Origin of the sequence: Variovorax atrisoli (genome assembly GCF_014195185.1) — a bacterium.
GTDB lineage: Bacteria > Pseudomonadota > Gammaproteobacteria > Burkholderiales > Burkholderiaceae_C > Variovorax > Variovorax atrisoli.
Window position 1 is genome coordinate 107,641 of sequence record NZ_JACIBG010000014.1, and the last position, 24,820, is coordinate 132,460.

19 protein-coding genes are annotated in these 24,820 nt (G+C 68.4%); 7 read left to right on the forward strand and 12 right to left on the reverse strand.

Annotated elements, in window-relative coordinates; genetic code table 11:
- The first annotated feature begins 100 nt into the window (after positions 1-100).
- The 6 genes from FHY06_RS32975 (at position 101) to FHY06_RS33000 (ending at position 10,007) form a co-directional block, all read left to right on the forward strand.
- The gene (locus FHY06_RS32975; RefSeq protein WP_184607519.1) at positions 101-3,628 is read left to right on the forward strand and encodes a transglutaminase family protein; all 3,528 of its coding nucleotides are present in this window, start codon (positions 101-103) and stop codon (positions 3,626-3,628) included.
- A gap of 61 nt (positions 3,629-3,689) precedes the next feature.
- A complete protein-coding gene (locus FHY06_RS32980) occupies positions 3,690-6,458 on the forward strand; it encodes a circularly permuted type 2 ATP-grasp protein (RefSeq protein ID WP_184607520.1) in 2,769 nt (922 codons plus the stop codon).
- 127 nt (positions 6,459-6,585) lie between these two features.
- Positions 6,586-7,407: a basic amino acid ABC transporter substrate-binding protein gene (locus tag FHY06_RS32985; RefSeq protein ID WP_132751530.1), complete on the forward strand. Its 822-nt coding sequence runs from the start codon at positions 6,586-6,588 to the stop codon at positions 7,405-7,407.
- Positions 7,408-7,444: 37 nt separating this feature from the next.
- A complete protein-coding gene (locus tag FHY06_RS32990; protein ID WP_132800688.1) occupies positions 7,445-8,413 on the forward strand; it encodes a transglutaminase family protein in 969 nt (322 codons plus the stop codon).
- Positions 8,410-8,868: a RidA family protein gene (locus FHY06_RS32995; RefSeq protein ID WP_019656024.1), complete on the forward strand. Its 459-nt coding sequence runs from the start codon at positions 8,410-8,412 to the stop codon at positions 8,866-8,868. Before FHY06_RS32990 ends, FHY06_RS32995 begins: the two co-directional genes overlap by 4 nt.
- 128 nt (positions 8,869-8,996) lie before the next feature.
- A complete protein-coding gene (locus tag FHY06_RS33000) occupies positions 8,997-10,007 on the forward strand; it encodes a CbrC family protein (protein WP_184607521.1) in 1,011 nt (336 codons plus the stop codon).
- A 174-nt stretch (positions 10,008-10,181) separates the two neighbouring features.
- Here the strand turns inward: FHY06_RS33000 and FHY06_RS33005 are convergent, their stop codons facing one another.
- From FHY06_RS33005 to FHY06_RS33050, 10 genes are all read right to left on the reverse strand, one after another.
- Complete coding sequence (locus FHY06_RS33005; RefSeq protein ID WP_019656021.1) at positions 10,182-11,096, reverse strand: LysR family transcriptional regulator; 915 nt, start codon at positions 11,094-11,096, stop codon at positions 10,182-10,184.
- A gap of 54 nt (positions 11,097-11,150) precedes the next feature.
- On the reverse strand, positions 11,151-11,486 hold the full coding sequence (fdxA, locus tag FHY06_RS33010; protein WP_132800682.1) for a ferredoxin: 336 nt from the start codon (positions 11,484-11,486) through the stop codon (positions 11,151-11,153).
- A 27-nt stretch (positions 11,487-11,513) separates the two neighbouring features.
- Positions 11,514-12,290 carry an enoyl-CoA hydratase-related protein gene (locus tag FHY06_RS33015; RefSeq protein ID WP_184607522.1) on the reverse strand — a complete coding sequence of 259 codons (777 nt, stop codon included), beginning with the start codon at positions 12,288-12,290 and terminating at the stop codon, positions 11,514-11,516.
- Positions 12,287-13,456 carry a CaiB/BaiF CoA transferase family protein gene (locus tag FHY06_RS33020; protein WP_019656018.1) on the reverse strand — a complete coding sequence of 390 codons (1,170 nt, stop codon included), beginning with the start codon at positions 13,454-13,456 and terminating at the stop codon, positions 12,287-12,289. Before FHY06_RS33020 ends, FHY06_RS33015 begins: the two co-directional genes overlap by 4 nt.
- A complete protein-coding gene (locus FHY06_RS33025) occupies positions 13,453-14,835 on the reverse strand; it encodes an FAD-dependent oxidoreductase (protein WP_184607523.1) in 1,383 nt (460 codons plus the stop codon). Before FHY06_RS33025 ends, FHY06_RS33020 begins: the two co-directional genes overlap by 4 nt.
- 90 nt (positions 14,836-14,925) lie before the next feature.
- The gene (locus tag FHY06_RS33030; RefSeq protein WP_126184886.1) at positions 14,926-15,795 is read right to left on the reverse strand and encodes an ABC transporter permease; all 870 of its coding nucleotides are present in this window, start codon (positions 15,793-15,795) and stop codon (positions 14,926-14,928) included.
- A 10-nt stretch (positions 15,796-15,805) separates the two neighbouring features.
- A complete protein-coding gene (locus tag FHY06_RS33035; protein ID WP_184607524.1) occupies positions 15,806-16,588 on the reverse strand; it encodes an ABC transporter ATP-binding protein in 783 nt (260 codons plus the stop codon).
- Positions 16,589-16,594: 6 nt separating this feature from the next.
- Positions 16,595-17,626, reverse strand: coding sequence for an ABC transporter substrate-binding protein (locus FHY06_RS33040; RefSeq protein ID WP_184607525.1), 1,032 nt, complete (start codon positions 17,624-17,626; stop codon positions 16,595-16,597).
- A 440-nt stretch (positions 17,627-18,066) separates the two neighbouring features.
- Positions 18,067-20,622, reverse strand: a complete 2,556-nt coding sequence (locus FHY06_RS33045; RefSeq protein WP_184607526.1) for a hybrid sensor histidine kinase/response regulator — start codon at positions 20,620-20,622, stop codon at positions 18,067-18,069.
- Positions 20,619-21,323 (reverse strand): response regulator transcription factor, encoded by a 705-nt coding sequence (locus FHY06_RS33050; protein ID WP_184607527.1) that lies wholly within the window; start codon positions 21,321-21,323, stop codon positions 20,619-20,621. The genes FHY06_RS33045 and FHY06_RS33050 overlap by 4 nt, the downstream gene beginning before the upstream one ends.
- 279 nt (positions 21,324-21,602) lie before the next feature.
- On the opposite strand from FHY06_RS33050, the gene FHY06_RS33055 reads away from it, so the two are divergent.
- Complete coding sequence (locus tag FHY06_RS33055; RefSeq protein WP_221404480.1) at positions 21,603-23,279, forward strand: methyl-accepting chemotaxis protein; 1,677 nt, start codon at positions 21,603-21,605, stop codon at positions 23,277-23,279.
- Between the two features lie 59 nt (positions 23,280-23,338).
- Here FHY06_RS33055 and FHY06_RS33060 read toward each other — a convergent pair whose 3' ends face one another.
- Together FHY06_RS33060 and FHY06_RS33065 are read right to left on the reverse strand one after the other, a co-directional pair.
- Complete coding sequence (locus tag FHY06_RS33060; protein ID WP_184607529.1) at positions 23,339-23,491, reverse strand: hypothetical protein; 153 nt, start codon at positions 23,489-23,491, stop codon at positions 23,339-23,341.
- 92 nt (positions 23,492-23,583) lie between these two features.
- Positions 23,584-24,609 (reverse strand): LacI family DNA-binding transcriptional regulator, encoded by a 1,026-nt coding sequence (locus FHY06_RS33065; protein ID WP_184607530.1) that lies wholly within the window; start codon positions 24,607-24,609, stop codon positions 23,584-23,586.
- Positions 24,610-24,820: the final 211 nt, after the last annotated feature.

Here is a 24,820-nt window from a genome sequence, read left to right on the forward strand (position 1 = left end):
CGCGCTCAATGGCGCGTTAATTGCTAAGCATCTCGGCTAGTATGCGTCTCACCAGAGACATCTTCTCGATGCAATCTGCCAGCACAGCACAAAAAAACGCATGTCCATTCACGCCGCTCTACACCACGTCACCCACTACAAGTACGACCGCCTGGTGCAGCTGGGCCCGCAGGTCGTGCGCTTGCGGCCCGCGCCGCATTGCCGCAGCAACGTCATCTCGTATTCGCTGCGGGTCGAGCCGGCCGAGCACTTCGTCAACTGGATGCAGGACCCGTTCGCCAACTACCAGGCGCGGCTCGTGTTTCCCGAGAAGACGCGCGAGTTCAAGGTCACCGTCGACCTCGTGGTCGAGATGGCGGTCTACAACCCTTTCGACTTCTTCCTCGAGCCGCAGGCCGAGAACTTCCCCTTCAAGTACACGCCCTCGCAGGCCGAGGAACTGGCTCCCTACCTCGTGGCCGACCCGGTCACGCCGCTGCTGCAGGCCTACCTCGACAAGATCGACCGCAAGGAGCAGCGCACCATCGACTTCCTGGTCGGTTTGAACCGGCAGGTCCAGAAGGACGTCAACTACCTCATCCGCATGGAGCCCGGCGTGCAGACGCCGGAAGAAACGCTCACCAACGGCAGCGGCTCCTGCCGCGACTCGGGCTGGCTGCTGGTGCAGCTGCTGCGCCACTGCGGGCTGGCCGCACGCTTCGTCTCGGGCTACCTGATCCAGCTCACGCCCGACGTGAAGGCGCTCGACGGCCCGAGCGGCACCACGGTCGACTTCACCGACCTGCACGCCTGGTGCGAGGTGTTCCTGCCCGGCGCGGGATGGATCGGCCTCGACGCCACCTCGGGCCTGCTGGCCGGCGAGGGCCACATCCCCCTGGCCTGCACGCCCACGCCCTCTAGCGCCGCGCCCATCGAGGGCGGCGTCGACGAATCCGAGGTCGAGTTCGGCCATGACATGAAGGTCACGCGCATCTACGAATCGCCGCGCGTCACCAAGCCCTACACCGAAGACCAGTGGGCCGACGTGCTCGCGCTGGGCGAGGCAGTGGATGCCCGCCTGAAGGCCGGCGACGTGCGCCTGACCATGGGCGGCGAGCCTACCTACGTGGCCACCACCGACCGCGACGCGCCCGAATGGAACACCGACGCGCTCGGCCCCACCAAGCGCGGCTACGCCACCGAGCTCGTGCACAAGCTGCGCGCCGAATACGGCAAGGGCGGCTTCCTGCACTTCGGCCAGGGCAAGTGGTACCCGGGCGAACAGCTGCCTCGCTGGGCACTGTCGATCTTCTGGCGCGCCGACGGCCAGCCGCTTTGGCACGACCCCGACCTGTTCGCCGACGAGCGCTTTCCCACGCACTACACGAGCGAGGACGCGCGCCGCTTCACCAACCTGCTCGCGCAGAAGCTCGGCCTGACCGAGCGCTACATCCAGCCGGGCTACGAGGACATCTACTACTACCTCTGGCGCGAACGCCGCCTGCCGGTGAACGTCGACCCCTTCGACTCCAAGCTCGACGACGAGCTGGAGCGCATGCGCCTGCGCCGCGTGTTCACGCAGAAGCTCGATGCCGTGATCGGCTACATGCTGCCGCTGGAACCCGGCAACGCGAACCGCGACGCCCCCGCGCTCGAAGGCCCGGCCTGGAAGACCGGCCCGTGGTTCCTGCGCGACGACCGGCTCTACCTCATTCCGGGCGACTCGCCCATGGGCTACCGCCTGCCGCTCGATTCGCAACCGTGGGCCAGCAAGGGCGACTACCCCTACATGATCGAGCGCGACCCGAACGCGCAGCGCGGCGCGCTGCCGAGCGGGGCCGACTACCAGGCGCGCTACGCCATGGCCGCGGGCGATGCCGGCGGCGCCGCGACGGGGCTGGGTGCCGTTCCCTATACCTTCGGCGCACCGCCCGCCGTGCCCTCTTCGCTGCGCATGCAGACGCCGGGCGCCGCGAGCGACGGCGAAGGCCATGGCGTGGACGACAACGACACCGCCAACTCCGTCGATCCGACGGTCAACCGCCAGCCACGGCGCGGCGAATCCGCCCACTGGATCACCCGCACCGCGCTGTGCGTCGAAGTGCGCGACCCGCGCCGCGCCAACGGCCCCGCCGCCGAGAAGAAGGGCAGCGCCTCGGGCGTGCTCTACGTCTTCATGCCGCCGCTTGCGCGCCTGGAGGACTACCTCGACCTCGTCGCTGCCGTGGAAGCCACTGCGCGCGACCTGGGCGTGCGCATCGTGATGGAAGGCTATCCGCCGCCGCGCGATCCGCGCCTGAAGCTGCTGCAGGTCACGCCCGACCCGGGCGTGATCGAAGTCAACATCCATCCGGCCCACAACTGGAAGGAACTGGTCGACCACACCGAGTTTCTCTACAACGCCGCCTTCGAAACCCGCCTGTCGGCCGAGAAGTTCATGACCGACGGCCGCCACACCGGCACCGGCGGCGGCAACCACTTCGTGCTGGGCGGCGCGACGCCGGCCGACAGCCCCTTCCTGCGCCGGCCCGAGCTGCTGGCCAGCCTGCTGCTGTACTGGCACAACCATCCGTCGCTGAGCTACCTGTTCTCGGGCATGTTCATCGGCCCGACGAGCCAGGCGCCGCGCGTGGACGAGGCGCGCAACGACCAGGTCTACGAGCTGGAGATCGCGCTGAAGGAGATCGCGAAGAACCGCGAGATCTACGGCCAGAACATGCCGGCTTGGCTGGTCGACCGCACGCTGCGCAACATCCTGATCGACGTCACGGGCAACACGCACCGCAGCGAGTTCTGCATCGACAAGCTCTACTCGCCCGACTCCAGCACCGGCCGCCTCGGCCTCTTGGAACTGCGCGCCTTCGAGATGCCGCCGCACGCACGCATGAGCATCGCGCAGCAGCTGCTGATCCGCGCGCTGGTGGCCCGCTTCTGGGACGAGCCCTACAAGGCGCCCGTCACCCGCTGGGGCACCGAGCTGCACGACCGCTTCCTGCTGCCGACCTTCGTGAAGATGGACTTCGACGACGTCATCAGCGAGATGCGCCAGGCCGGCTTCGCCTTCGATCCCGACTGGTTCGCGCCGCACTTCGAGTTCCGCTTCCCGCTGGTGGGCCAGGTTCAGGCGATGGGCGTGGAGCTGTCGCTGCGCAATGCGCTCGAGCCCTGGCACGTGATGGGCGAGGAAGGCGCGGTCGGCGGCACGGTGCGCTATGTGGATTCGTCGCTGGAGCGCATCGAAGTGCGCGTGACCGGCCTCAACGAGAGCCGCCACGTCGTCACCGTCAACGGCAAGGTGCTGCCGCTGCAGCCCACGGGCGTGACCGGCGAATTCGTGGCCGGCGTGCGCTACAAGGCCTGGAACCCGCCTTCGTCGCTGCACCCGAGCATCAAGGCCCATGCACCGCTGACCTTCGACCTGGTCGACACCTGGATGAAGCGCTCGCTGGGCGGCTGCCAGTACTTCGTGGCCCACCCGGGCGGGCGCAACTACGAGACCTTCCCGGTCAATGCCTACGAGGCCGAAAGCCGCCGCCATTCGCGCTTCACCCGCACCGGCCACACCCCCGGCCTGCTGCGCACGCCGCCGGCCACCATCGAGTTGCCGGGCAGCCGCGAATTCCCGTTCACGCTCGATCTGCGGCGCTGAGGGGACATCCGTCACACTGCCCGAACGCCCCCCGTGACGGCAGTGTGACAATTACCCCCCTGTGGAACCTTTGAACGAATCCCTGTTCGACGCCCAGGCACTGGAGTTTCCGGCGGCCCTGGCGTCGGCGCTCGCCCCGCCCGCCCTGCCCGGCCATTTCGACGAAATGCGCGGGCTGGCCACGCCGGCGGCGCCGCTCCGGCCGGCGCCCGGGCCTTCGACAACGGCCCCAGCCCCGGCCGCCCCGCAGCTCTACGATGCCGCGGCGGGCCAGTCGCAGTCCCAATCCCAGGCGCAGCCCAATTCGCAGTCACCCACGCAGCCGACCACCCAGTCGCAATCCCAGGCGCAGACACAGGCCTCCGGCGAGCCACCGCCGCTCACCCCGGCCTGGAACGCCTTCTTCGAGCAGCTGGGCCCGGGCGGCTTCAACGACCTGCCCCGTCGCGCGGCCAGCCTGGAGCGGCAGATCCGCGACAACGGCGTCACCTACAACGTGTACGCAGACGCCAACGGCCCGCAGCGGCCCTGGTCGCTCGACCTGTTCCCGCTGATCGTCTCGCCGGAGAGCTGGAGCCGGATCGAGGCCGGCGTGCTGCAGCGCGTGCGCGTGCTCGACCGCGTGATGGCCGACGCCTACGGCCCCCAGCAGCTGCTGGCCGAGGGCCTCATTCCCCCCGCGCTAGTACGCGGCCACCCCGGCTACCTGCGCGCGCTGCACGGCGTGAAGCCGCCGGGCGACACCTGGCTGCACATCGCCGCTTTCGACCTGGCGCGCGGCCCAGACGGCAACTGGTGGGTCGTCTCCCAGCGCACGCAGGCGCCCTCGGGCCTGGGCTACCTGCTGGAGAACCGCCTCGCCATCACGCGGCAGTTTCCGCAGGCCTTCGAGGCGCTGCACGTGCAGCGGCTGGCCGCCACCTACAGCGCCATGATGGAAGGCCTGCAGCGCATGTGCCCGGCCGGCGTGCCGCCGCACATCGCGCTGCTCACGCCCGGCCCGTACAACGAGACCTACTTCGAGCACGCCTACCTCGCGCGCTACCTCGGCGTCACGCTGGTCGAGGGCAGCGACCTCACGGTGCGCGACCAGCGGCTCTACCTGAAGACGCTGCAGGGGCTGCGCCCGGTGCACGGCCTCATCAAGCGGCTGGACGACCAGTTCCTCGACCCGCTGGAGCTGCGCCCCGACTCCACGCTCGGCGTGCCCGGCCTGCTGCAGGCCATCCGCGCCGGCAACGTGCTGGTGGCCAACATGCCGGGCTCGGCCTTCCTCGAATCGCCCGCGCTGCTGGGCTTCCTGCCCGGGCTGGCGCGCCGGCTGATCGGCGAGAAGCTCATGCTCCCCGCCCTGCCCACCTGGTGGTGCGGCGAGCGCGCCGCGCTCGAATCGGTGCTGCCGCAGCTGGGCGACTGCGCCATCAAGCCCACCTACCCCGGCTTCGACGGCCGCGCGAGCTTCGACGCCGTGCTCGGCAGCCACCTCGGCCGGCGCGAGCTCGACGAATGGGCCGGCCGCATCGTGCGCGAGGGCGACGTCCACACCGTGCAGGGCTACATGCCGCTGTCGCAGATGCCCACCTGGGCCAACGACCTCGGCCCGGGCCACATCGCGCCGCGCGCGGTGATGCTGCGCGTGTTCGCGGTGAGCGACGGCGCGCAGTCGTGGCGCGTGCTGCCCGGCGGCCTGGCGCGGCTCACCGAGCCCGACGCGCAGTTCGCCTCGATGCAGCGCGGCGGCAGCAGTGCCGACGTGTGGGTGCAGACGCACGGAGAGGTCGACCGAACCACGCTGCTGCAGCCGCACAGCACGCCGGCATCGCTCGCGCGGCATCGCGCGCCGGTCACCAGCCGCGCGGCCGAGAACATGTTCTGGCTGGGCCGCTACACCGAGCGTGCCGAGAACGCGGTGCGCCTGGCCCGCCTGACGCTGAGCCTGCTGGGCAGCGAAGACCAGTCCTCACGCCCGCTGCTCGAATGGCTGCACCGCATGGCGCTGCGCAATGCGCTGGTGCCCGCCGGCGTGCCGAGCGCGCCGCAGTCGCGACGCGTGTTCGAGCGCGCGCTCATCGCCGAGCTGGGCGACGTGGCGCGCGGCGGCAGCGTGGGCTTCAGCCTGCGCTGCATCCGGCAGGCCGCGGCCGCGGTGCGCGAGCGGCTCTCGCAGGACACCTGGAACCAGATCGTGCGCACCGAGGCCGACTTCCTGCGCCGCTGCGCCGAGCAGGCCGACGAAGGCAGCTTCGCCGCCAGCGCTGCGCTGCGCGCCCTCGAATCCGCCAGCAACGCCCTCGCCGCCATGACCGGCGCGCAGACCGACCGCATGACGCGCGACGACGCCTGGCGGCTCCTGTCCATCGGCCGCCACATCGAGCGGCTGGGCTTCCTCGCGAATGCGCTGGAGGCCGGCTTCGACAACGGCGCGGTGCACGAGGTGAGCGGCTTCGAGGCCATGGTGGCCCTCTTCGACAGCACCATCACCTTCCACGCCCGCTACCAGCAGCGCCGCGACGTCGCCACCATGGTCGACCTGCTGGTGCTCGACGCCGAGAACCCGCGCTCGCTGGCCTGGGTCACGCAGACCCTGCGCGGGCGCATCGCGCGGCTGGCCGGCAGCGCGCCGGGCAAGCTGACGGCCCTTTCGTACGAGCTGCCCGATCCGTCCGGCTGGACGCTCGAACACCTCTGCGCCGCCGGGCCCGACGCCGACTACCCGGAGCTCGTGAAGCTGCTCGCCGGCTGCGAGACGGCGGCCTACCACGTGTCCGACGCCATCGGCACGCGCTACTTCACGCTGACCTCCGAGTCGCTGCGCTCGGTCGGCGCCTGAACAGGTACTCCCCCATGCTTCGCGCACTTCGTGTCGCTACGCACACCCCCTCGCCGGGGGCAACGCCTGCGGCCCGGCAAAGCCGGTTCCGCGGCGTTCCACAATAAGTTCAAGGAGAACCACCGCCATGCCTCGCCATATCACCATCAACCGCCGCTTCGCACTCGCCACCGCGAGCGTCTTCGCGGCCCTGGCCATCGCCGGCTGCGGCAAGCAGGAGCCCGCATCGGCGCCGGCCGCTGCCGCGGCCCCGCCGGCAGCAGCGCGCGTGCTGGTGGTGGGCACCGACGCCGCCTACACGCCCTTCGAGTCGCAGAACGACCGGGGCGAGATCGTGGGCTTCGACATCGAGGTGGTGAAGGCGGTCGCGCAGAAGGCCGGCTTCGAGGTGAAGTTCGTCAACACGCCGTGGGAAGGCATCTTCAACTCGCTCGCCCAGGGCGACCGTGACCTGCTGGTGTCGGCCATCACCATCACCGACGAGCGCCGCCAGACGATGGACTTCTCGCAGCCCTACTTCGACGCGCGCCAGCTCATCGCCGTGCGCAACGACGCGCCCATCAACAGCTTCGAGGACCTCAAGCCCCTGAAGGTCGGCGTGCAGAACGGCACCACCGGCGACGAGGTGGTGGGCAAGCTGCTGGGCAAGTCGAGCACCGCCATCAAGCGCTTCGAGTCGACGCCGCTGGCGCTCAAGGAACTGGAAGCCGGCGGCGTGCAGGCCGTGGTGGCCGACAACGGCGTGGTGGTGCACTACCTCGCCAACAACACCGCCGGCGGCTTCAAGACGGTGAGCGACACCAGCTTCCCGGTCGAGAAGTACGGCATCGCCGTGAAGAAGGGCAACGCCGAGTTGCTCGCCAAGATCAACCAGGGCCTCGAGGCGATCCGCGCCGACGGCACCTACGCGAAGATCTACGCCTCGTACTTCGGCGCAGAGTCGAAGTAGGCGGCCAGAGCGACGCACTCACCCGACTGGCTTCGCCATGCTGCTGCACGTCACCCACGAAACACGCTACGAATACTCGCCGCCGGTCGAGACGGCGCAGCATCTCGCGCACCTGAAGCCGCTGGTCACCGGCTCGCAGAAGCTCGTGAGCCACAAGCTCTCCATCGAGCCCGCGCCGGCACAGCGCAGCGAGCAGGCCGACCTGTACGGCAACGCGCGTGCCTTCTTCGCGCTCGAGGCCACGCACGACCGGCTGGTGGTCACGGCCGAGAGCGTGGTCGAGACCTCGCAGCCCGTGCTCTCGCCCGCCGTGGCGCGCGACCTGCCCTGGGAGGCCGTGCGAGAGCGCTTCCGCTTCCGCAAGGACGCCACCTTCGACGCGGCGTCGGAGTTCGTCTTTCCCTCGCCCTACGTGCCGCGCCACGACGACTTCGCCGCCTATGCCCGCGCCAGCTTCGTGCCCGGGCGCGCCGCCTTCGACGTGGCGATGGACCTGACCACGCGCATCTACGAAGACTTCATCTACGACGCCGACAGCACCGAGATCAACACCCCCGCCGTCGAGGCCCTCGCGCAGCGCAAGGGCGTGTGCCAGGACTTCGCCCACATCATGATCGCGTGCTTCCGCACCATGGGCCTGCCCGCGCGCTACGTCAGCGGCTACCTGCTGACGCAGCCACCGCCCGGCCAGCCCCGACTGGTGGGCGCCGACGCCTCGCATGCCTGGGTGTCGGTGTACCTGCCCGGCGAGGACGACGGCACCGGCGGCAGCCCCGGCGACTGGGTCGACTTCGACCCCACCAACGGCCGACAGCCCGGCGAGGACTACGTCACGCTGGCCATCGGCCGCGACTACTCCGACGTCTCGCCGATGCGCGGCGTACTGCATGGCGGCGCAAGGCACACGCTGAGCGTCGGCGTGACCGTGCAGCCGGTGGGGGAAGTGGTCGAGGGCCTGCCGCAAACACAGACACAATCGCCTTCCCAAGACAAGGAGTCCCAATGAGCGTCTACGACAAACTTTCCAGCCTCGGCATCACCCTTCCGCCCGTCGCCGCACCCGCCGCCGCGTACGTGCCCTTCGTGCAGACCGGCAACCTCGTGTTCCTCTCGGGCCACATCGCCAAGAAGGACGGCAAGGTCTGGACCGGCCAGCTCGGCGCCAACATCAGCACCGAGGAAGGCAAGCAGGCCGCACGCGCCATCGCCATCGACCTGCTGGGCACGCTGCACGCGGCCGTGGGCGACCTGAACAAGGTCAAGCGCATCGTCAAGGTGATGAGCCTGGTCAACTCGGTCGGCACCTTCACCGAGCAGCACCTCGTGACCAACGGCGCGAGCGAGTTCTTCGCCGAAGTCTTCGGCCCCGAGAAGGGCGCGCATGCGCGCAGCGCCTTCGGCGTGGCACAGATTCCGCTGGGCGCCTGCGTGGAGATCGAGCTGATCGCCGAGATCGGCTGAAGCTCGCACATCCGCGCACATCCGCGCACATCCACGCGCACACCCGCAACCGGCCGCATCCGCGGCACCCCATGCAAGAGGCCTGACGGCGATGGCCGTCGGGCCTTTTCTCTTCCGGGCCCTCACGCATGTCCAGACACGTTCCGCCACCGCCCGCCCCAGAGAGCGCCCTGCGCGCGCTCGAAGCCAAGCTCGGCGCTGCCTTGCCGCCGGTTCTCAGGGCCTGCTTTGCGACGAGCAACGGCGGCAGGTTCGGCGATCCGCGCAATCGCGACTGCGAATGGCAGCTCCACCCCGTGTTCGACGCCACCGACCGCAAGCAGATGAAGCGCACCGGCGAGGACATCGTCCACTACACGAAGCTGGCGCTGAAGGACGAGCGCTTTCCGCGCCACGGCATCAGCATCGCGCACGACTACACGCTGGCGCGCCAGCTGCTGGTGCTGCGCGACGAGGCGAGCGGTGCCATCTCCGACCAGGTCTTCCTGTTCGACGCCTTCACCAGCCAGTGGTGTGCGCCCTACGCAGCCGACCTGCAGGCGGCCATCGACCAGGACCGCATTCCCGAAGCCGTACAGCCCGACCCCGCACGAGCGCTGCCCGTGTTCCGCTACTACGCCGACCCGTTCGAATCGGGCGTGATGCGCGTTTCGAGCGAAACCTGCGAGTGCTGCGGCAAGGCCACCGGCTACATCTACGGCGGCAGCTTCTACGCCGTCGGCAGCGAATCGCACTTCTGCCCATGGTGCATCGCCGACGGCTCGGCGGCGGCGAAGTTCGACGGCGAATTCAACGACGCAGCCGGCGTGGGCATGGGCGAGGTCGAGCTGCCCTCGCCCATCATCGAGGAGGTGTCGCAGCGCACGCCCAGCTTCTTCAGCTGGCAGCAGGAGCAATGGTGGGCGCACTGCAACGACGCGGCCCGCTTCCTCGGCGAGATCGAGCATGTCGACCGGACGCTGCTCGCATCGGAAAACGCCGCCGACTTCGTGCGCGAGACCTGCGAGGCGGTTCGCCTGGAACCCGGCGAAGGCTGGCAGTCGCTGCTGGACACGCCCTCGGGCGAGCGCAGCTTCGCGGTGTTCGTCTTCGGCTGCCTGCACTGCGGCAGGCTCGGCGGCTACGTCGACCACAGCTGACGCAGCCAGCGCAGCCAGCGCAGCCAGCTCTGTCAGCGCAAGAACGCCGCGCCTGTCTCGCCACGGCGATGCGTCTCGACGACGGGACGCAGGCTGCCGGCATGCGCGTCGCCCACCACCGCGCCGATGCCCGCGCCCGGCAACGCCTCGTCCTTCAGGTCGTTCCAGCCGCGCTCACACGGCGGCGGCTGCGACTTCGAGCTGGGCGAGCCGCCGCGCCATGCGGCCGACGAAGTTCTGCGTCACATGCGGCAGCACGCGCTGCGACGGCACCACGATGCCGACCTGCAGCTGGTCGAGCGCCGGCAGCTCGAAGGGCCGCCAGATCAGGTCGCCGCGCTTCAAGTCCTCGATGAAGGCGATCTTCGAGAAGCACGAGATGCCCTTGCCGGCCATGATGAGCCGCTTGAGCATCGGCGTCGAGTTGCAGGTGGCGGCCGGCTCCATGTCGTCCCAGAACGATGCGAACTCGGGCGACAGCGCGGCGCTGATCACCGGGTGCGAACTGGAGCGCAGGAACGGATAGCGCGCGCATTCCTTGAGCGAAACGCTCGCGTGTTTGGCCAGCGGGTGGCCCGGGGCCATCACCAGCCCGATGGGCAGCTTCGCCAGCGCCACCGCCGCCACGCCGCCCGGCAGCCGGCTCACGAAGGTCATGCCCACGTCCACCTGGCCCGACATCACCATCTGCGGCACATCCATGGGCTGCACCGCGGTGATGGTGTATGTGACGGCGGGGAACACCTGCAGGAAGTCTTCCACCGCCGAGGGCAGCAGCTCCTCGAAGAACGAATCCATCGCCGCCACCTTCACGTGGCCGGTGCGCTCGCCCTTGAGCGCATCGAGCTCGGTGCGCATCACCTGGTACTGGTGCAGCGTCTCCTGCGCGTGCTTGAGCAGGCGCTCGCCGGCCGCATTCAGCCGCAGGCCGTTGGGCATGCGGTCGAACAGCTCGACGCCGAGCTCGTCCTCGAGCTTGTGGATCTGCCGGTTGACCGCGCTGGCGGCCACGTAGAGCCGTTCCGAAGCCTTGCGCACCGAACCGCAGCTCGCCACCTCGATGAAGTACTTGAGGATGCTGGCGTGCATCAGCCGGTCCTCCCGCGCATGCACATACGCATGCACATGCGCGTGGCCCGGGGCTCATCCGGCCAGCCGCGCGCCCTCCTTTGCGATGGCGGGGTGGTCGCAGGCCACGGGGCCGGCGTCCGCCGCCCCACCGGGCGATCCCAGCCCGCTGACCGCGGCGGCGAAGAAGTCGCGGTTGATGGCCGCGAAATGTGCCATTTCGGGCGGCAGCCGAAGGTCTTCGTAGATCGCCTGCGTGGGGCAGGCCGACACGCAAATGCCGCAGTCGATGCATTCATCCGGGTGAATGTACAGAGTGCGCGCGCCTTCGTAGATGCAATCGACAGGACAGCACTTGACGCAGGCGCCGTCCTTGACGTCGATGCAGGCACCGGTGATGACGTGGGGCATGGCATGCACCTTCGCTGGCGGGCCGGTCTAGCGGCCCAGCCACTGCGGCTTGCGCTTCTGCTGGAAGGCCAGCACACCCTCGTCGGCGTCCTGCGACTGCAGCGCCGCCACCAGCGCCGGCAGCCGCATGCGATGCGCCTCGGCCGGCGCCAGGGTGCCGGTGCGCCGCACCACCTGCTTGATGGCCTTGAGCGACAGCGGTGCGCAGGCCAGCATCTGCTGCACCCAGCGGTCGACGGCCGCATCGAGCTCCGTGCGGGGCACCACCTCGTTGACCAGGCCCATCTCCAGCGCGCGCTGCGCCTTCACGCGCTGGCCGGTGAGCATCATGCCCATGGCCTGGCGGTAGGGAATCTGCCGCTGCAGCAGCAGCATGCCGCCGTCCAGCGGCAGCCGCCCCACCAGCGGTTCGGGCAGGCCGAAGCTGGCCTCCTCGCAGGCCACCACGATGTCGCAGCCCAGCACCATCTCGAAGCCGCCACCCAGGGCAAGGCCGTTGACTCGGGCGATCACCGGCACGTCCAGCGTCTCGCGCAGCGCGATGCCGCCGAAACCGCCGGGACGCGCCGCCGCCCAGTACTCCACGCCCTTGAGGCTGGGGGTGTTCTTCAGGTCGGCGCCGGCGCAGAAGGCGCGCTCTCCGGCGCCGGTGAGCACCACGGCGCGGATGTCGTCGCGCGACTCGATCTCGCTCCAGATGCGCTGCAGCTCTGCCTCGGTTGGCAGGTCAACGGCATTGAGCACCTCGGGCCGGTCGATGGTGACCGTCGCGACATGGGCCGCGACTTCGAGGAAAACGCTCATGCGCCGGCCTCCTCGATCAGCGCGCGCGCCTCGGCGAGAACCTCGGCCGTGTGCTGCCCGAGCCGGGGCGGTGCCCGGCGCAGGCCGGCCCTGGCGCCCGACATGTGGATGGGGCTCCCGATGAACTTCAGCGCACGGCCCGAGGGCGTGCCGCCTTCCAGGATCATTGCGTTGTGCAGCGTCTGCGGGTCGACCAGCGCCTCGCGCATGTCGCGCACCGGGGCCGAGAGCAGGTCCTGCTCTTCCAGCTTCGCAAGCCAGTGCTCGCGGGTATCGCTTGCGAAGCGCTCGCGGAAGATGGCGTGCAGCGCGGCCTTGTTCTCGAACTGCGCCGAGAGCGTGGCGTAGCGCGCGTCGAGCGAGAGGTCGTCGATGCCCAGCGCGGTGCAGATGTCGCGCAGCGGGTTCGCCTTGAAGGCGCCCACCAGCACCAGCGGCCCGGTCCGCGTGTCGAACACGCCAGACAGCGGCATGGCGGCCCAGTTCACCTCGGAGTCCTCCATCATCACCATGGCCGCCTCCTGCATCTGCATGGCCAGCATGGAGTTGTAGAGCGACACCGAGATCTTCTGCCCCTCGCCCGTGCGCTCGCGCTGCAGCAGCGCCAGCAGGATGCCCTGCACCATGTGCATGCCGGCGGTGTAGTCGGCCAGCGCAGTCGGGTAGATCGACACCGGAACAGATGCATCGGCGCGCCGCGCCATCACGCCGGTGAGCGCCTGCGCCAGCACGTCCTGCCCGCCCTTGTGGGCGTAGGGGCCGGTCTCGCCGTAGCCGGTGCCCACGGCGTAGATGATGCGCGGGTTCAGCCGCCTGCAGTCTTCGTAGCCCAGGCCCAGCCGCTCCATCACGCCGGCGCGGAAGTTGTTGGTGACCACGTCGGCACCGGCGATGAGCGCCTTCACCAAGTCCATCTGCGCGGCGTCGCGCAGGTCGATCTCCACGCTGCGCTTGTTGCGGTTGAGGCTGCAGAAGATCGGGTTGTCCTCGCCGGCCACCGGCGCGAAGGTCGATCGGCTGAGGTCGCCCGCGCCCTTGCGCTCGATCTTGACGACGTCGGCGCCATGGTCGGCCAGCATCTGCGTGCAGACCGGACCCATCATCACCTGCGTGAAGTCGATGATGCGGATGCCGTCCAGCGGCAGTGCGTCGGTGCCGGTGCTCATGCGGCCTCCTTCGTGAAAGAACGGGCGATGGTCGGCACGTCGGCGTTCGGCCCCTTCTGGTCGCCGGGGTCGGCGCCCTGCGCACGCAGTGTCTTCTGCAGCTTCGCGATGTCGACCTCGCGCACCGTCACGCCGGCATCCAGCGCCAGCGCGGCGGCGGTGCCCGTGGCCTCGCCCATCGCCATGCACGGCGGGATCTCGCGCGAGATCTTCTGCGCTGCGGAGGTGGCCGAGTAGTGGCGGCCGGCCACCAGCAGGTTCTCGACGCTGCGCGGCAGCAGCGTGCGGTAGGGGTAGTAGTAGTCGCGCCCTCGCGCCACGCTGTCTTCGAAGCGGGTGCGCTGGGCCACGTCCTCCTTGGTCATCACGTACGCGCCTTCGAGCAGGCGGGTCTGGCGGATGCCGGTCTGCGGCGCCATGTCGATCAGCGTGCACTTCGAGAAGCCCGGCAGCTTCGCGCGCACGAAGTCGATCACCTTCTGGATGGTGGCGCGGCCCAGCACCTCGGCGCGTGTGAGGTCGCTCACCTTCAGGCCGTCGAGGCCCGGCATGTGCGGGCAGTTGCACCACACCACGCCCGGCAGCGGCGTCTTGAGCCACCAGGCTTCCCAGGCACCGCCGAGCATGTGCTTGATCTCCCGGTCGAGTGCCTGCCAGGCCTCGGGCTCCTCGCGCTCGAAGCGCTCGGCCTCCTCGGTGTCGACGCCGCCGAGGCGGAACACGGTGGTCACGATGTAGCTGCCGCTGATGTGCGGCGCTCCGGCCGAGGCGGCCACGTCGAGGTCGCCGGTCGTGTCGATCACCACCTTGCCCAGGATGGCCTCGCGCCCGCCCTTGGTCTCGCAGACCACGCCCTTGACCTTGCCGTCCTCCACCAGCGTGCGCGAGAACCAGGAGTGCAGCCGCAGTTCGATGCCGACCTGCAGCACCATCTCGAGCGAGGTGCGCTTCCATGCGTCGGGGTCGAAGGCGGCGGCGAAGCAGATGGGGTGCGGCTTCGTCTTGCTGTGGAAGTCGTAGGTGCCCCAGCGCTTCCAGCGCCGCACCGACTCGGGCAGCGTACCCCATTCGTGCTGTCGCGGGTACTCGGCCAGGCCCAGCGCGGACATGCGCTCGATCATCTCCAGGCAGATGCCGCGCACCGAGATTTCCTGCTGGTGGCTGTCCCACATGTCGTCCAGCACCAGCACCATGCCGCCGGAGGCCAGGCCGCCCAGGTGGTTGTAGCGCTCCAGCAGCGTCACGCTCGCGCCGTTGCGTGCCGCTGCCAGCGCCGCCGCCTGCCCGGCGGGGCCGCCGCCGACCACCACCACGTCCGATTCGGCTGCCACGCGCACGTCGTGCGCGGGCTCCTGCATCCAGTCGCCAATACGGCTCATAGAGATCTCCTGTTTGAAATGTTTGGATGTGTCTGGAATGCGCCGGCCGGGTCCGTCGCCCGCCGGTCGCCTGTCGTGTTCACTGCGAACTCAGTGCGCGCCCTCTTCCGGCTGCCAGCGGATGACCCAGCGCTCCGCCAGCGTCACCAGCAGGAAGAACAGGCCGGAGAGCGTCGCGCTCATCACGATCGCGGCGTAGAGCAGCGGCGAGTCGAAGTTGAAGGTGGCCTGCAGGATCATTGCGCCGATGCCGACCGTGGCGCCCACCCACTCGCCCACCACCGCGCCGATCACGCACATCGACGCCGCGATGCGCAGTGCCGAGAACAGGTAGGGCAGCGCGTTGAGCAGCCGCAGGCGGAAGAAGATCTCCGTCCTGCTGGCCGAGAGCACCCGCATCAGCTCCATCGCCTGCGGGTTCACCGACTCCAGCCCGCGCACCATGTTCACCAGCGTGGGGAAGAAGCACACCAGGGCGGCGATGGTGATCTTGGGCTCCACGCCGTTGCCCATGATGAGCACCAGCACGGGCGCCTTCGCCACCAGCGGCACGGCATTGAACATCAGCACCACGGGGAAGAAGATGTCCTGCAGCGTCTTGTTGTGCACGAAGATGGTCGCGACGACGATGGCCGCGAGGTTGCCCAGCACGAAGCCGCCGGCCGCCTCGAAGGCCGTGGGCAGCAGGTTGTCGAGCAGCACGTCGCGCTTGGCGTAGAGCGTCTCCAGCACCGCCCATGGCGTGGGCGCGATGAAGGGCTTGACCCCGAAGGCGACGATCACCAGCCACCAGAGCGCGATGAGGCCGACGATGCCCAGCGCCGGAAGGATGCGCCTGCGCCAGATGCGCTTCTGCCGCGCGGCGGCCCAGGCGACGTACTCGGGATCGGCCGATGCAGCCGGCGCACCGAGCGCGCCCGTTGTGCCGGGCACGGCCGTATCGATGGAACGTGTATTCATGACCTCGGCCTCAACAGGTTTCCAGCACGCGCCGCAGATGGCTCGTGAGCCGGACGAACTCGGGTGTCTCGCGCACGTCGAGCGTGCGCTGCGCGGGCAGATCCACCGGCACGATCTCGCGAACGCGCCCCGGGTTGGCCGCGAGCATCAGCACGCGCTGGCCGAGGAAGGCCGCCTCGTGGATGCTATGGGTGACGAAGAGGATGGTCACGCCCGTCTCGCGCCACACGCGCAGGATCTCCTCGTTGAGCCGGTCGCGCGTGATCTCGTCGAGCGCGCCGAAGGGCTCGTCCATCAGCAGGATCTTCGGGTCGCTCGCCAGTGCGCGTGCGATCGACACGCGCTGGCGCTGCCCGCCCGACATCTCATGCGGAAAGGCGTTGATACGGTCCTTCAGCCCCACGAGCTCCAGCAGCTCCTGCGGCGAGCGGCGGCCCTTGCGCCCCGCTCCGCCGCCCACCTGCAGCGGCAGTTCGACGTTCTGCAGCGCGGTGCGCCAGGGCAGGAGCGCCGCGTCCTGGAACACGAAGCCGATGTCGCGGTTCTTGCGCGCGGCCTGCGGCGTCGAGGAAAGCACCTCGATGCTGCCGCGGCTGGGCGGCAGCAGGTCGGCCACCACGCGCAGGAAGGTCGACTTGCCGCAGCCCGAGGGTCCGAGCAAGGTGAGGAACTCGCCCTGCGCCACTTCGAGGTCGAGGCTCTTGATGGCGGTGACGTCGCGGCGCTCGGTGAAGAAGCGCACGCCGATGTCGCGGCAGGCGATGGCCGGCGCAGCGGAGAGAACGGCGGGCATCGCGCGTCAGCCCTTCATGGCCCGCACTGCGGCGGTGGCCTTCAGCGCGTCGAGCGAGATCAGGTCCTCCACCTTCGGTGTGCGCGCGGTGAACTGGCCCAGCTCCGCGTAGGTGTTGATCTGCTCCTGCCACACGGCCGTGTCCATCGCGCCCCATCCCTGGGTCTGCGCCGCGCCGCCGAAGGCATATTCGAGCATCGCATCGAGCGCCACGCGCTCGTCGTCGCGCTTGAGGTTCGGGTACTCCTTGACCAGCATGTCCACGGCCTGGTCGCGGTTGGCGCGCGCGTGGTGCCAGCCCTTGGCGGTGGCGCGCAGGAAGGCCTCGATCACCTTGGGCTGCGTCTCCAGCGTCTTCGTCGATGCGTAGTACGGCAGCGCATACAGGCGCACGCCCGCGTCCCACTGCGTGAGCGTGGCGATGTCGGGGCCCAGCACCTTGATGGCGGTGGTGTTGGTGAGCCAGCCCGTCACCACGTCGACCTGCCCCGTGAGCAGCGGCGACATGTCGGCGCCGATGGTGACCACCTTCACGTCCTTCTCGGCGATCTTGTTCTTCGCGAGCAGCGCGCGCAGCAGGATGGCCGCCGTCGATGGAATGCCCACGCGCTTGCCCACCAGGTCGGCCGGCTTGCGCACCGGGTTCTTCGCGAGCGAGAAGTAGGTGTACGGATGCTTCTGCGCGCCGACCGCGAAGCACTTGATCGGCAGGCCCTGCGACACGGCCAGCATGATCGACGGGCTCGACGACACCTGCCCGATCTCATAGCGACCCGAGGCGATGATGGCCACGCCGTCGATGTTCGGCCCGCCCGGCTGGATCGCGAAGTCGATGCCTTCCTGCTCGTAGAAGCCCATGCGCTTGGCGACCACCTCCCCGATCTGGTTGCCGCCGACGATCCATCCCAGCTGCATGTTGATGCGCGCCTTGCCCTGCGCGAAGGCGTCGACCGAGAGCAGACCACCGGCGGAGAGCCCGCCGGCGATGAGAGATGTCTTGAGCAGGCTTCGGCGACCGGGATCGCGGAGATGGGCCATGGCGGATTCCTTTTCTTCGATGCGATGAGGTGAAGGCATTCGGCTGTGCTTGTGTGCCGGCCTGCGATGCAGCGGGCGTCGATGAGGCTGGCGAGCGAATGCTAGAAGCGGGGTGCGAGCGCACCAAGCACCGTTTTTCGCAACGGGCGAACTAAAAAATAGTCCTCCACGCGCGTTCCCGTGACATCGCGGTGCATGCGCCATTGCGGCGCGCACCATCTTCGGGAAAACGATAGGAAGGAACAGGAACGCGAAGTGACGCTCAGGCGTCCTGCAGCGAGCGATGCGGCCTCATGCAGCTGGAGCAGCAGCGGCGCGGCCATCCTCATGCGCCGCGCACCCGACGGCCTCGAAGAACGATGCACCAGCAAGGGAGCCGATGCCGCGCGGAAGCGGCCTCATGCGCCTCGCGTTGGTGAACGAACGCCGCGTGCGCGGTGCTAGAACACCCCGAAGCTCGACGGCGCAGCCGTTCGCATCGCACTCGCGGCAATGCGCTGGAGCAGGTCGAGTGGGGCGACGGGCTTGTAGCAGATCGCAGCGCCTCGCAATGACGCGACGGCATACGAATTCAGCGACTCCCCGGTCAGGATGAGCGTGGGCACGTCGCTCCAGTGCGCACGCATCAGCTCGATCGCATCCAGCGCGGTCTTTCCATCCGGCAAGCGATAGTCACTCAGCAGGACGTCGGGCGCCCTCTCGATGAAAGGCAACTGTTGCCGCATCTCCTCGATCGATCCCCACGCTTCGTACAGGACGCCGTGCACATCGAAGACCGCGGCGAGCGTCGCCCTCACCAGCTCGTCGTCCTCGACCAGCACGACGTATTTTCCGCGTACCGCCTCGATGCCGGCCGACTTGAAGTCGCCGGCTGGAATGGCTTCGAAGACCGGCGCGACGACAGATGCCGGGATCTCCAGCGTGAAGGTGCTTCCCACGCCCAACTCGGACTGGATGGAAAGCTTGTGGCTGTCGAGCAGGCCGAGCATCGCCGAGACGATGGACAGCCCCAGACCCACGCCCTTCTCCGTCTCCATTTCCGCGTCCGCCTCCGCATGCCGACTGTTCAACTGGAAGAAGGGCTTGAAGATGGTGGCGCTGCGCAGAGCTTCCTCGGAGATTCCAAGGCCGTTGTCCTCGACGGCCAGGCGCGTGAGACTGCCGTGCCCCGTCAGCAGAAGCCGCACGTGGCTGCGGCGCCCTCCTTGCGCAGACCGATACTTCACGCCGTTGCTGATCAGATTCAGCAGAATGCGCTGAAGGAAGTGACGGTCGCTTCTCACGAAGACCGGCTTGTCGAGGAGCGGTTCGAATTCGACGGAGGTGCCGCTTGCGTGGGCGATGCCTCTGGTCTGCTCGACCGCATCCCGGATCAGCGGTATCAGGTCGAAGTCGGACAGTTGCGCCCGCACGAAGCCCGACTCCAGCCTCGAGAGATCCAGGATGGCAGTCAGTTGGGACCGCATGTTGCCGGTTGCACGGGTCGCCATCCGCACCAGGCCCAGGGCGTTGTCGGTGCGACCTGCCTGAATCGCTTCGCCGGTGAGATCGAGTGCATTCCCGATCACTTGCAGCGGCTGGCGCAAGTCGTGGACGGCATTGGCCAGGAATCGGGACTTGTCCCGGTCCCGGCGCTCGGCATCCGTGCGCAAACGTTCGTTGATCTTCAGCTGGAACTCGGCTCGCTCCTGCGCCAGGCGCGTGGAGGCCGCCAGTTCGACGTTGGCCTGCGCGAGTTCCGTCGCAATGGCGCGTTGGCGGCGCGCATCGAGGACGCCGCGAGCCAGCGCCGGCGAGAGCAGCAGGACCGAGACGGCCAAGCCCGCCTGGGCTGCCGCCCCGAAATCGATCGAAGCCCCGAAGTACGCCGTGACGCCCAGCATGTCCAGCGCCTGCAGGGCAACGCCGATCAGGACGCCGGAGAACGCCAGGAGAAAAATGCGGGCGAAAGGATAGCCGGCCCGGACGGAGCCGATGGCGAGCCCGAAACCGACCAGGGCGCCCGCGAACTGGAACAGAAGCGCCAAGCACATGGCTTGCGGAAAGGTCAGCCAGCTCGATCCGACGGCCAAGGCGACCGCCAGCAGCACGGGCGCTGCGTGCCATCGCCTCGGGGCGGGCGCGGGATTGAACTGGATGGCGAAGGACGTGAACAGCCCGGCCGCGAGAAAGAGAAAAACGATCTGGGACCAGTCGTTCCATGCCGTCGCCCGAGGCCAGACGTATTGGAATGCGATACCGCTGTAGCTCAGGAAGAATCCCGCGGTCGCCAGGACCCAGCCGATGTAATACAGATAGATGCGCTCGCGAACGAGCAGCAAGACGATGAGGTGATAGAGGAAGATGCCACCCATCAGCCCGATGCAGATACCGTTGGCCAGCAGCGACTGGTGTTCGGTCTTCTCGAATTGCTGCGGCTCCCACATGCTCAAGGGAAAGCGCATCGCGCCTCCGGTCCGGACCCTCGCGAGAATCTCGACCTTGTCACCGGGCTGCACGGTAACGGGGACCACGAAGCTACGTGCGGCGTAGGGGCGTCGCTCGAAGGCCTGCTTGTCTCCGAGCATCCACCGGGTCCAGGGGGCGGCCGCGTTGGTACGGACATACAGATCGAGGTGATCGAGCAAGGGGTCACCCACCTCGATCAACAGGGTTCCAGATCCGTCGGGACTCGCGGTCAAGGGATCGCTTCTGAACCAATGGGGAGCCGTCGCGAAGCCGTAGCTGGCGGAAAACACGGGCCTGCGCTTCCAGGCACTCCCGGGGAGCGCGGTGACGTCGGACAACGACAGCGGAACGCCGTCTTCGACCAGGTAGTCCCCCTGCAGCAATCTGTGCCCCTCGACGCCCACCTCCGGCGCCAGCGGCAGGGTGCCCCGATCGCCCTGCGCCGATGCAGCGCCGCAGACAAGCGCCAGCGCGGCGCAGCACAGAGCCCGAAGAAGACCTGCGCCGAAGCAATGCAGAAGCAGGAGTCTCGCGATCGCTGCGGTCACGGCCCCTCCGAGCCCGCTGCGGCAATACGTATCCCTCGGCGAGACACCTCGATCAGCAGTTCCGTGCGCCGGGCCACGCCGAAGAATCGCAGCAGTTCGGACACATAGCCTTTTCTGACGGTGCCCTCGCTGATGCCCATGCGGTTGGCGATGGCCTTGTTGGGCAGGCCCTGGCACAGGTAGTAGAGAACCTCGCACTGCCTTGGCGTCAGCCCCAGGGAGGCGGCGCTACGGCCGTAGGCGCCTGCGGCGGCGTCGTTGCGGGGAGCGCGTTCGAAGATCGACGCTGGCAGATAGACCCGGTTGTCGAGAACGGTCTCAATAGCGGCAGAGAAGACGCTCCCATCCCCCGCCGCCTTCGTGATGTAGCCCGACGCGCCCTGAGAGATGCAGGCACGTACCGTCGCAAGGTCATCGTCACCCGACAGCATGATGACGTGGCAAGGCATTTCGCGTTCCCGCACGAAGCGCAAGACGTCCAGACCGGAAGCGCCCGATCCAAGGTGGATGTCGATGAAGACGAACTGGAACGAACCTGCCGCCAGCCGTGCAATCGCCCCTTGGCTGGAGGGTTCCTCATGGACCCGGTAATGCGGTGCCGCCTTCTGCAGAAGGGCCCGCATACCGGCACTCACGAGCGCCTGGTCCTCGACGATCAGCACGTCGGCCATCGTCTGCCGGTCGAAGTTTCCGTTTTCCATCTTCCTCGGCGCCATCGCCGTCGCCACCTGAGCCACCGATTACCCCCGCCTGGCCACGCGGGGCACCTCTGTCGCGGCGAACGCGCGAACCGCGAAGACTCTAGCAGGGCACCGGGGGCCGGATGACAGTTATCAGGGCATCCCACTCGAATCCCTCACCGGCCATGACATATGTCAGGTGCGCTGCGGAGTTCCGCCGCCGATAGATGAGAAGCAATGGACACGGGCGCGTCGCCAGATGCCGTGCCGACCTCCCTTCGAAACCTGGACTCAATCGTCATGCCATCTTTCAGAAATCTCAGAATCTCCACCAAGCTGGCGATCGCCTTTCTCAGCATCGTGCTGCTGATGATCGCGATGGCCGTCTTCTCGGTCCATCGCTTGAATCGCCTGAATGACCAGACCAATTTCATGGTGACCGCGCGCATGGCGAGCGTTCGCGATGCGGGCCAGATGAGCGAGTCCGTCAACCGGGTGCGCATGCTCGAGTTCCGCATGGCCACCAGTCCGGCAAGCGAAGCCGCAGAGACGCAGCGTGCCATTGCAGACACCCTGAAGGCATACGACGCCGTCGACAAGGCTTATCCCGCTTCGATCGGCGATCCGACCGAGCAATCCATCTACGACCGGGTGAAGGCGCGGCATCCGGCATGGACTGCGGCGCATGCCAAGATCCTGAAGCTGGTCGAGGAAGACCGCCGTACCGACGCCGTGAACCTGTTGAACGGCGAAGCCCGCGAGGCCTTCCTGGCATTGAAGGAGCCGCTGGCCCAGCTGGTCAAACACAATGAGGACCGCGCCCAGATCGAGGCAGAAGAGAGCAACGCGACGTTCACCACCGGGTCCATGCTGATCGCCTCGGGCACCGGACTTGCCTTCCTGCTGGCCGTGCTGCTCTCGTGGGGCGTCGCCCGGGGAATCGTGGTGCCGCTGAAAGACGCGGTTCGCCTGGCGGAGGCCGTGGCGGCCGGAGACCTCACCCAGCGCCTGAATTCCGACAGCAAGGACGAGGTTGGCGACTTGCTCAGGGCACTCGCAGCGATGCGCGGCAACCTCGTCAAGACGCTGACCGGCATGCGGGAGAGCAGTGACTCCGTTGCCACGGCGAGCGCCCAGATCGCCTCGGGCAACTCCGACCTTTCCAGCCGCACGGAGCAGACGGCAGGCAGCCTGCAGCGGACCGCGGCGTCGATGGAGGAACTCACTTCCACCGTCAAGACGGCATCCGAGGCCGCCTCTCAGGCGAACCAGCTGGCGTTGTCCGCATCGAAGATCGCTGTACGCGGCGGCGAGGTCATCTCCGAAGTGGTCGAGACCATGCGCGACATCCACGGCAGCTCACAGAAGATCGCAGCCATCATCGGCACGATCGACGGCATCGCATTCCAGACCAACATCCTGGCGCTGAACGCCGCCGTGGAGGCGGCCAGGGCGGGTGAACAGGGCCGCGGATTCGCGGTGGTGGCAAGCGAGGTTCGCAATCTCGCGCAACGCAGCGCGGTCGCGGCGAAGGAGATCAAGATCCTCATCGAAGCATCGGTCGACAAGGTGGGATCGGGCTCCCAGCTGGTCAACGATGCAGGCGCCACGATGGGCAAGATCGTCGAGAGCGTTCAACGCGTCTCCAGCACGGTCGGAGAGATCAGCGCAGGCGCGATCGAACAGGCAGCCGGAATCGACCAGATCAATTCGGTGGTGGCACAACTGGAGCGGATGACCCAGGAAAACTCAGCGCTCGTCGAGGAATCGGCGGCCGCTGCGGCGAGCCTCAAGGGCCAGGCGGACCGGCTCTTTTCGCTTGTCGAGTTCTTTCAACTGGGGAATGCGTCCTCGCGGACACATCACGCCGACAACCAGATATTCCTCATCGGCGAACTGAGAACGCCAGCGCCCACCCGGGCGTCGCGTATCGACGGCGTATCGGCCATGCATGCGATGCCCGAGCCCAACACCTAGTAGAGGAGCCGATGCGAACTCGACTAAGACTGACCCCTTCTCACAGGCCGACGTCCTTGTCAGGTACGCCTGCGCAGCGTGACAGCGCGCGTGTCGAGCGGTGGCTCTTGCCCGCTCGATAGCGCCATCGATGCATGCACGACGCGCAGTCGTGGGCTGTCGATCCACTGGCTGCTCCAGAAGACTCTTGGATCGAGCGCTTCTGTCGTCATTCGACCAACACAGACACAGGCTGCGCAACTGCAGCCAAATGGCGGATGCCAGGAATGCGCCCCGCTCACCTTCCTTCGTACGGAGCTCGACGCTAGACGACCCGCGAAGATCCTCGCACCACCAGTTCTCCAGGCAGCAGCAGCTGGCGCGCAGGCGCATCCAGCCCCCGCAGCCGTTCGATCAGGCATGTGGCGGCCGCACGGCCGATGGCATCGGTGGGCTGCGCCACGGTGCTCAGGCCGGGGCCGATGAGCGAGGCCCATTCGGGATCGTCGAAACCCACGAAGCCGAGGTCGGCACCGAACTGCCAGCCCAGTCGCGCCATCGCCTGCGCAATGCGCAGCGTGACGACCGCATTGCCCGCGACCACCGCCGCGCGGCGGCCGCGCCTGGCGCGCCGGCGCAACGCTCGCAGGGCCTCGTCGAGCGCGTCGGTCTCGCCTTCCACGCTCTCGAACACCTCGCCCGCCACGCGCGGCTCGTGTGCGGCCACGCAGTTACCGAAGGCAGCCGTGCGTTCGCGCCGCGAGCTCACACCCTTCTGCGGCTCGGTGACGTAGAGCAGCTCGCGATAGCCGCCTTCGACCAGGTGGCCGCAGGTGGCAGCCATCGCAGCATCGTTGTCGAGCGAGACGAAGTCGGTGTGCATGCCCGCATGGCGACGGTCCACCAGCACCGCCGGTTTGCCGTGCAGCGTGACCGCGTCGACCACGTTGCTGCCGCGCCCCAGCGTGTTGAGGATGAAGCCGTCGACCTGGTAGCCCGCCAGCGCGTCGATGGCCTCGCGCTCGCGTTCGCTCTCGTTGCCGAGGTTGAACAGCATCACGAGGTAGCCGGCGTCCTGGCAGGCCTTCTCGGCACCGCGCAGCACCGCGACGGAATAGGGATTGGTGATGTCGGCAACGATCAGGCCGACCAGCCGCGAGCGGCCGTGGCTCAGCGCCTGCGCCATCGGGCTGGGCGAGTACCCCAGCTTGGCGATCGCGACCTCGACGCGCGCGGCGATGTCGGGGCTCAGCAGGCGCTCGCGATGGTTGAAGAAGCGCGAGACGGTGGCCTTGGAGACGCCGGCCGCTTCGGCGACGTCGGCGATGGTGGCGCGGCCGGTGGGTTTCATCGGCGCCTCTTGCTCCCTCTCCCCTTGGGGAGAGGGTTGGGGTGAGGGTCGACGGCGGTGGCGGAGGCGGCGCTTGCGCGAGAGCCCCGGGGGGGCCCCCCCCCCCCCCCCCCCCCCGCGGGGGGGGGGGGGGCGGGGGGCGGGCGCGGGGGGGGGAGGAGAGAAAAGGCCCCCCCCACAAACCACCCCCCCCCGCCCCCCGCGCGCGCCC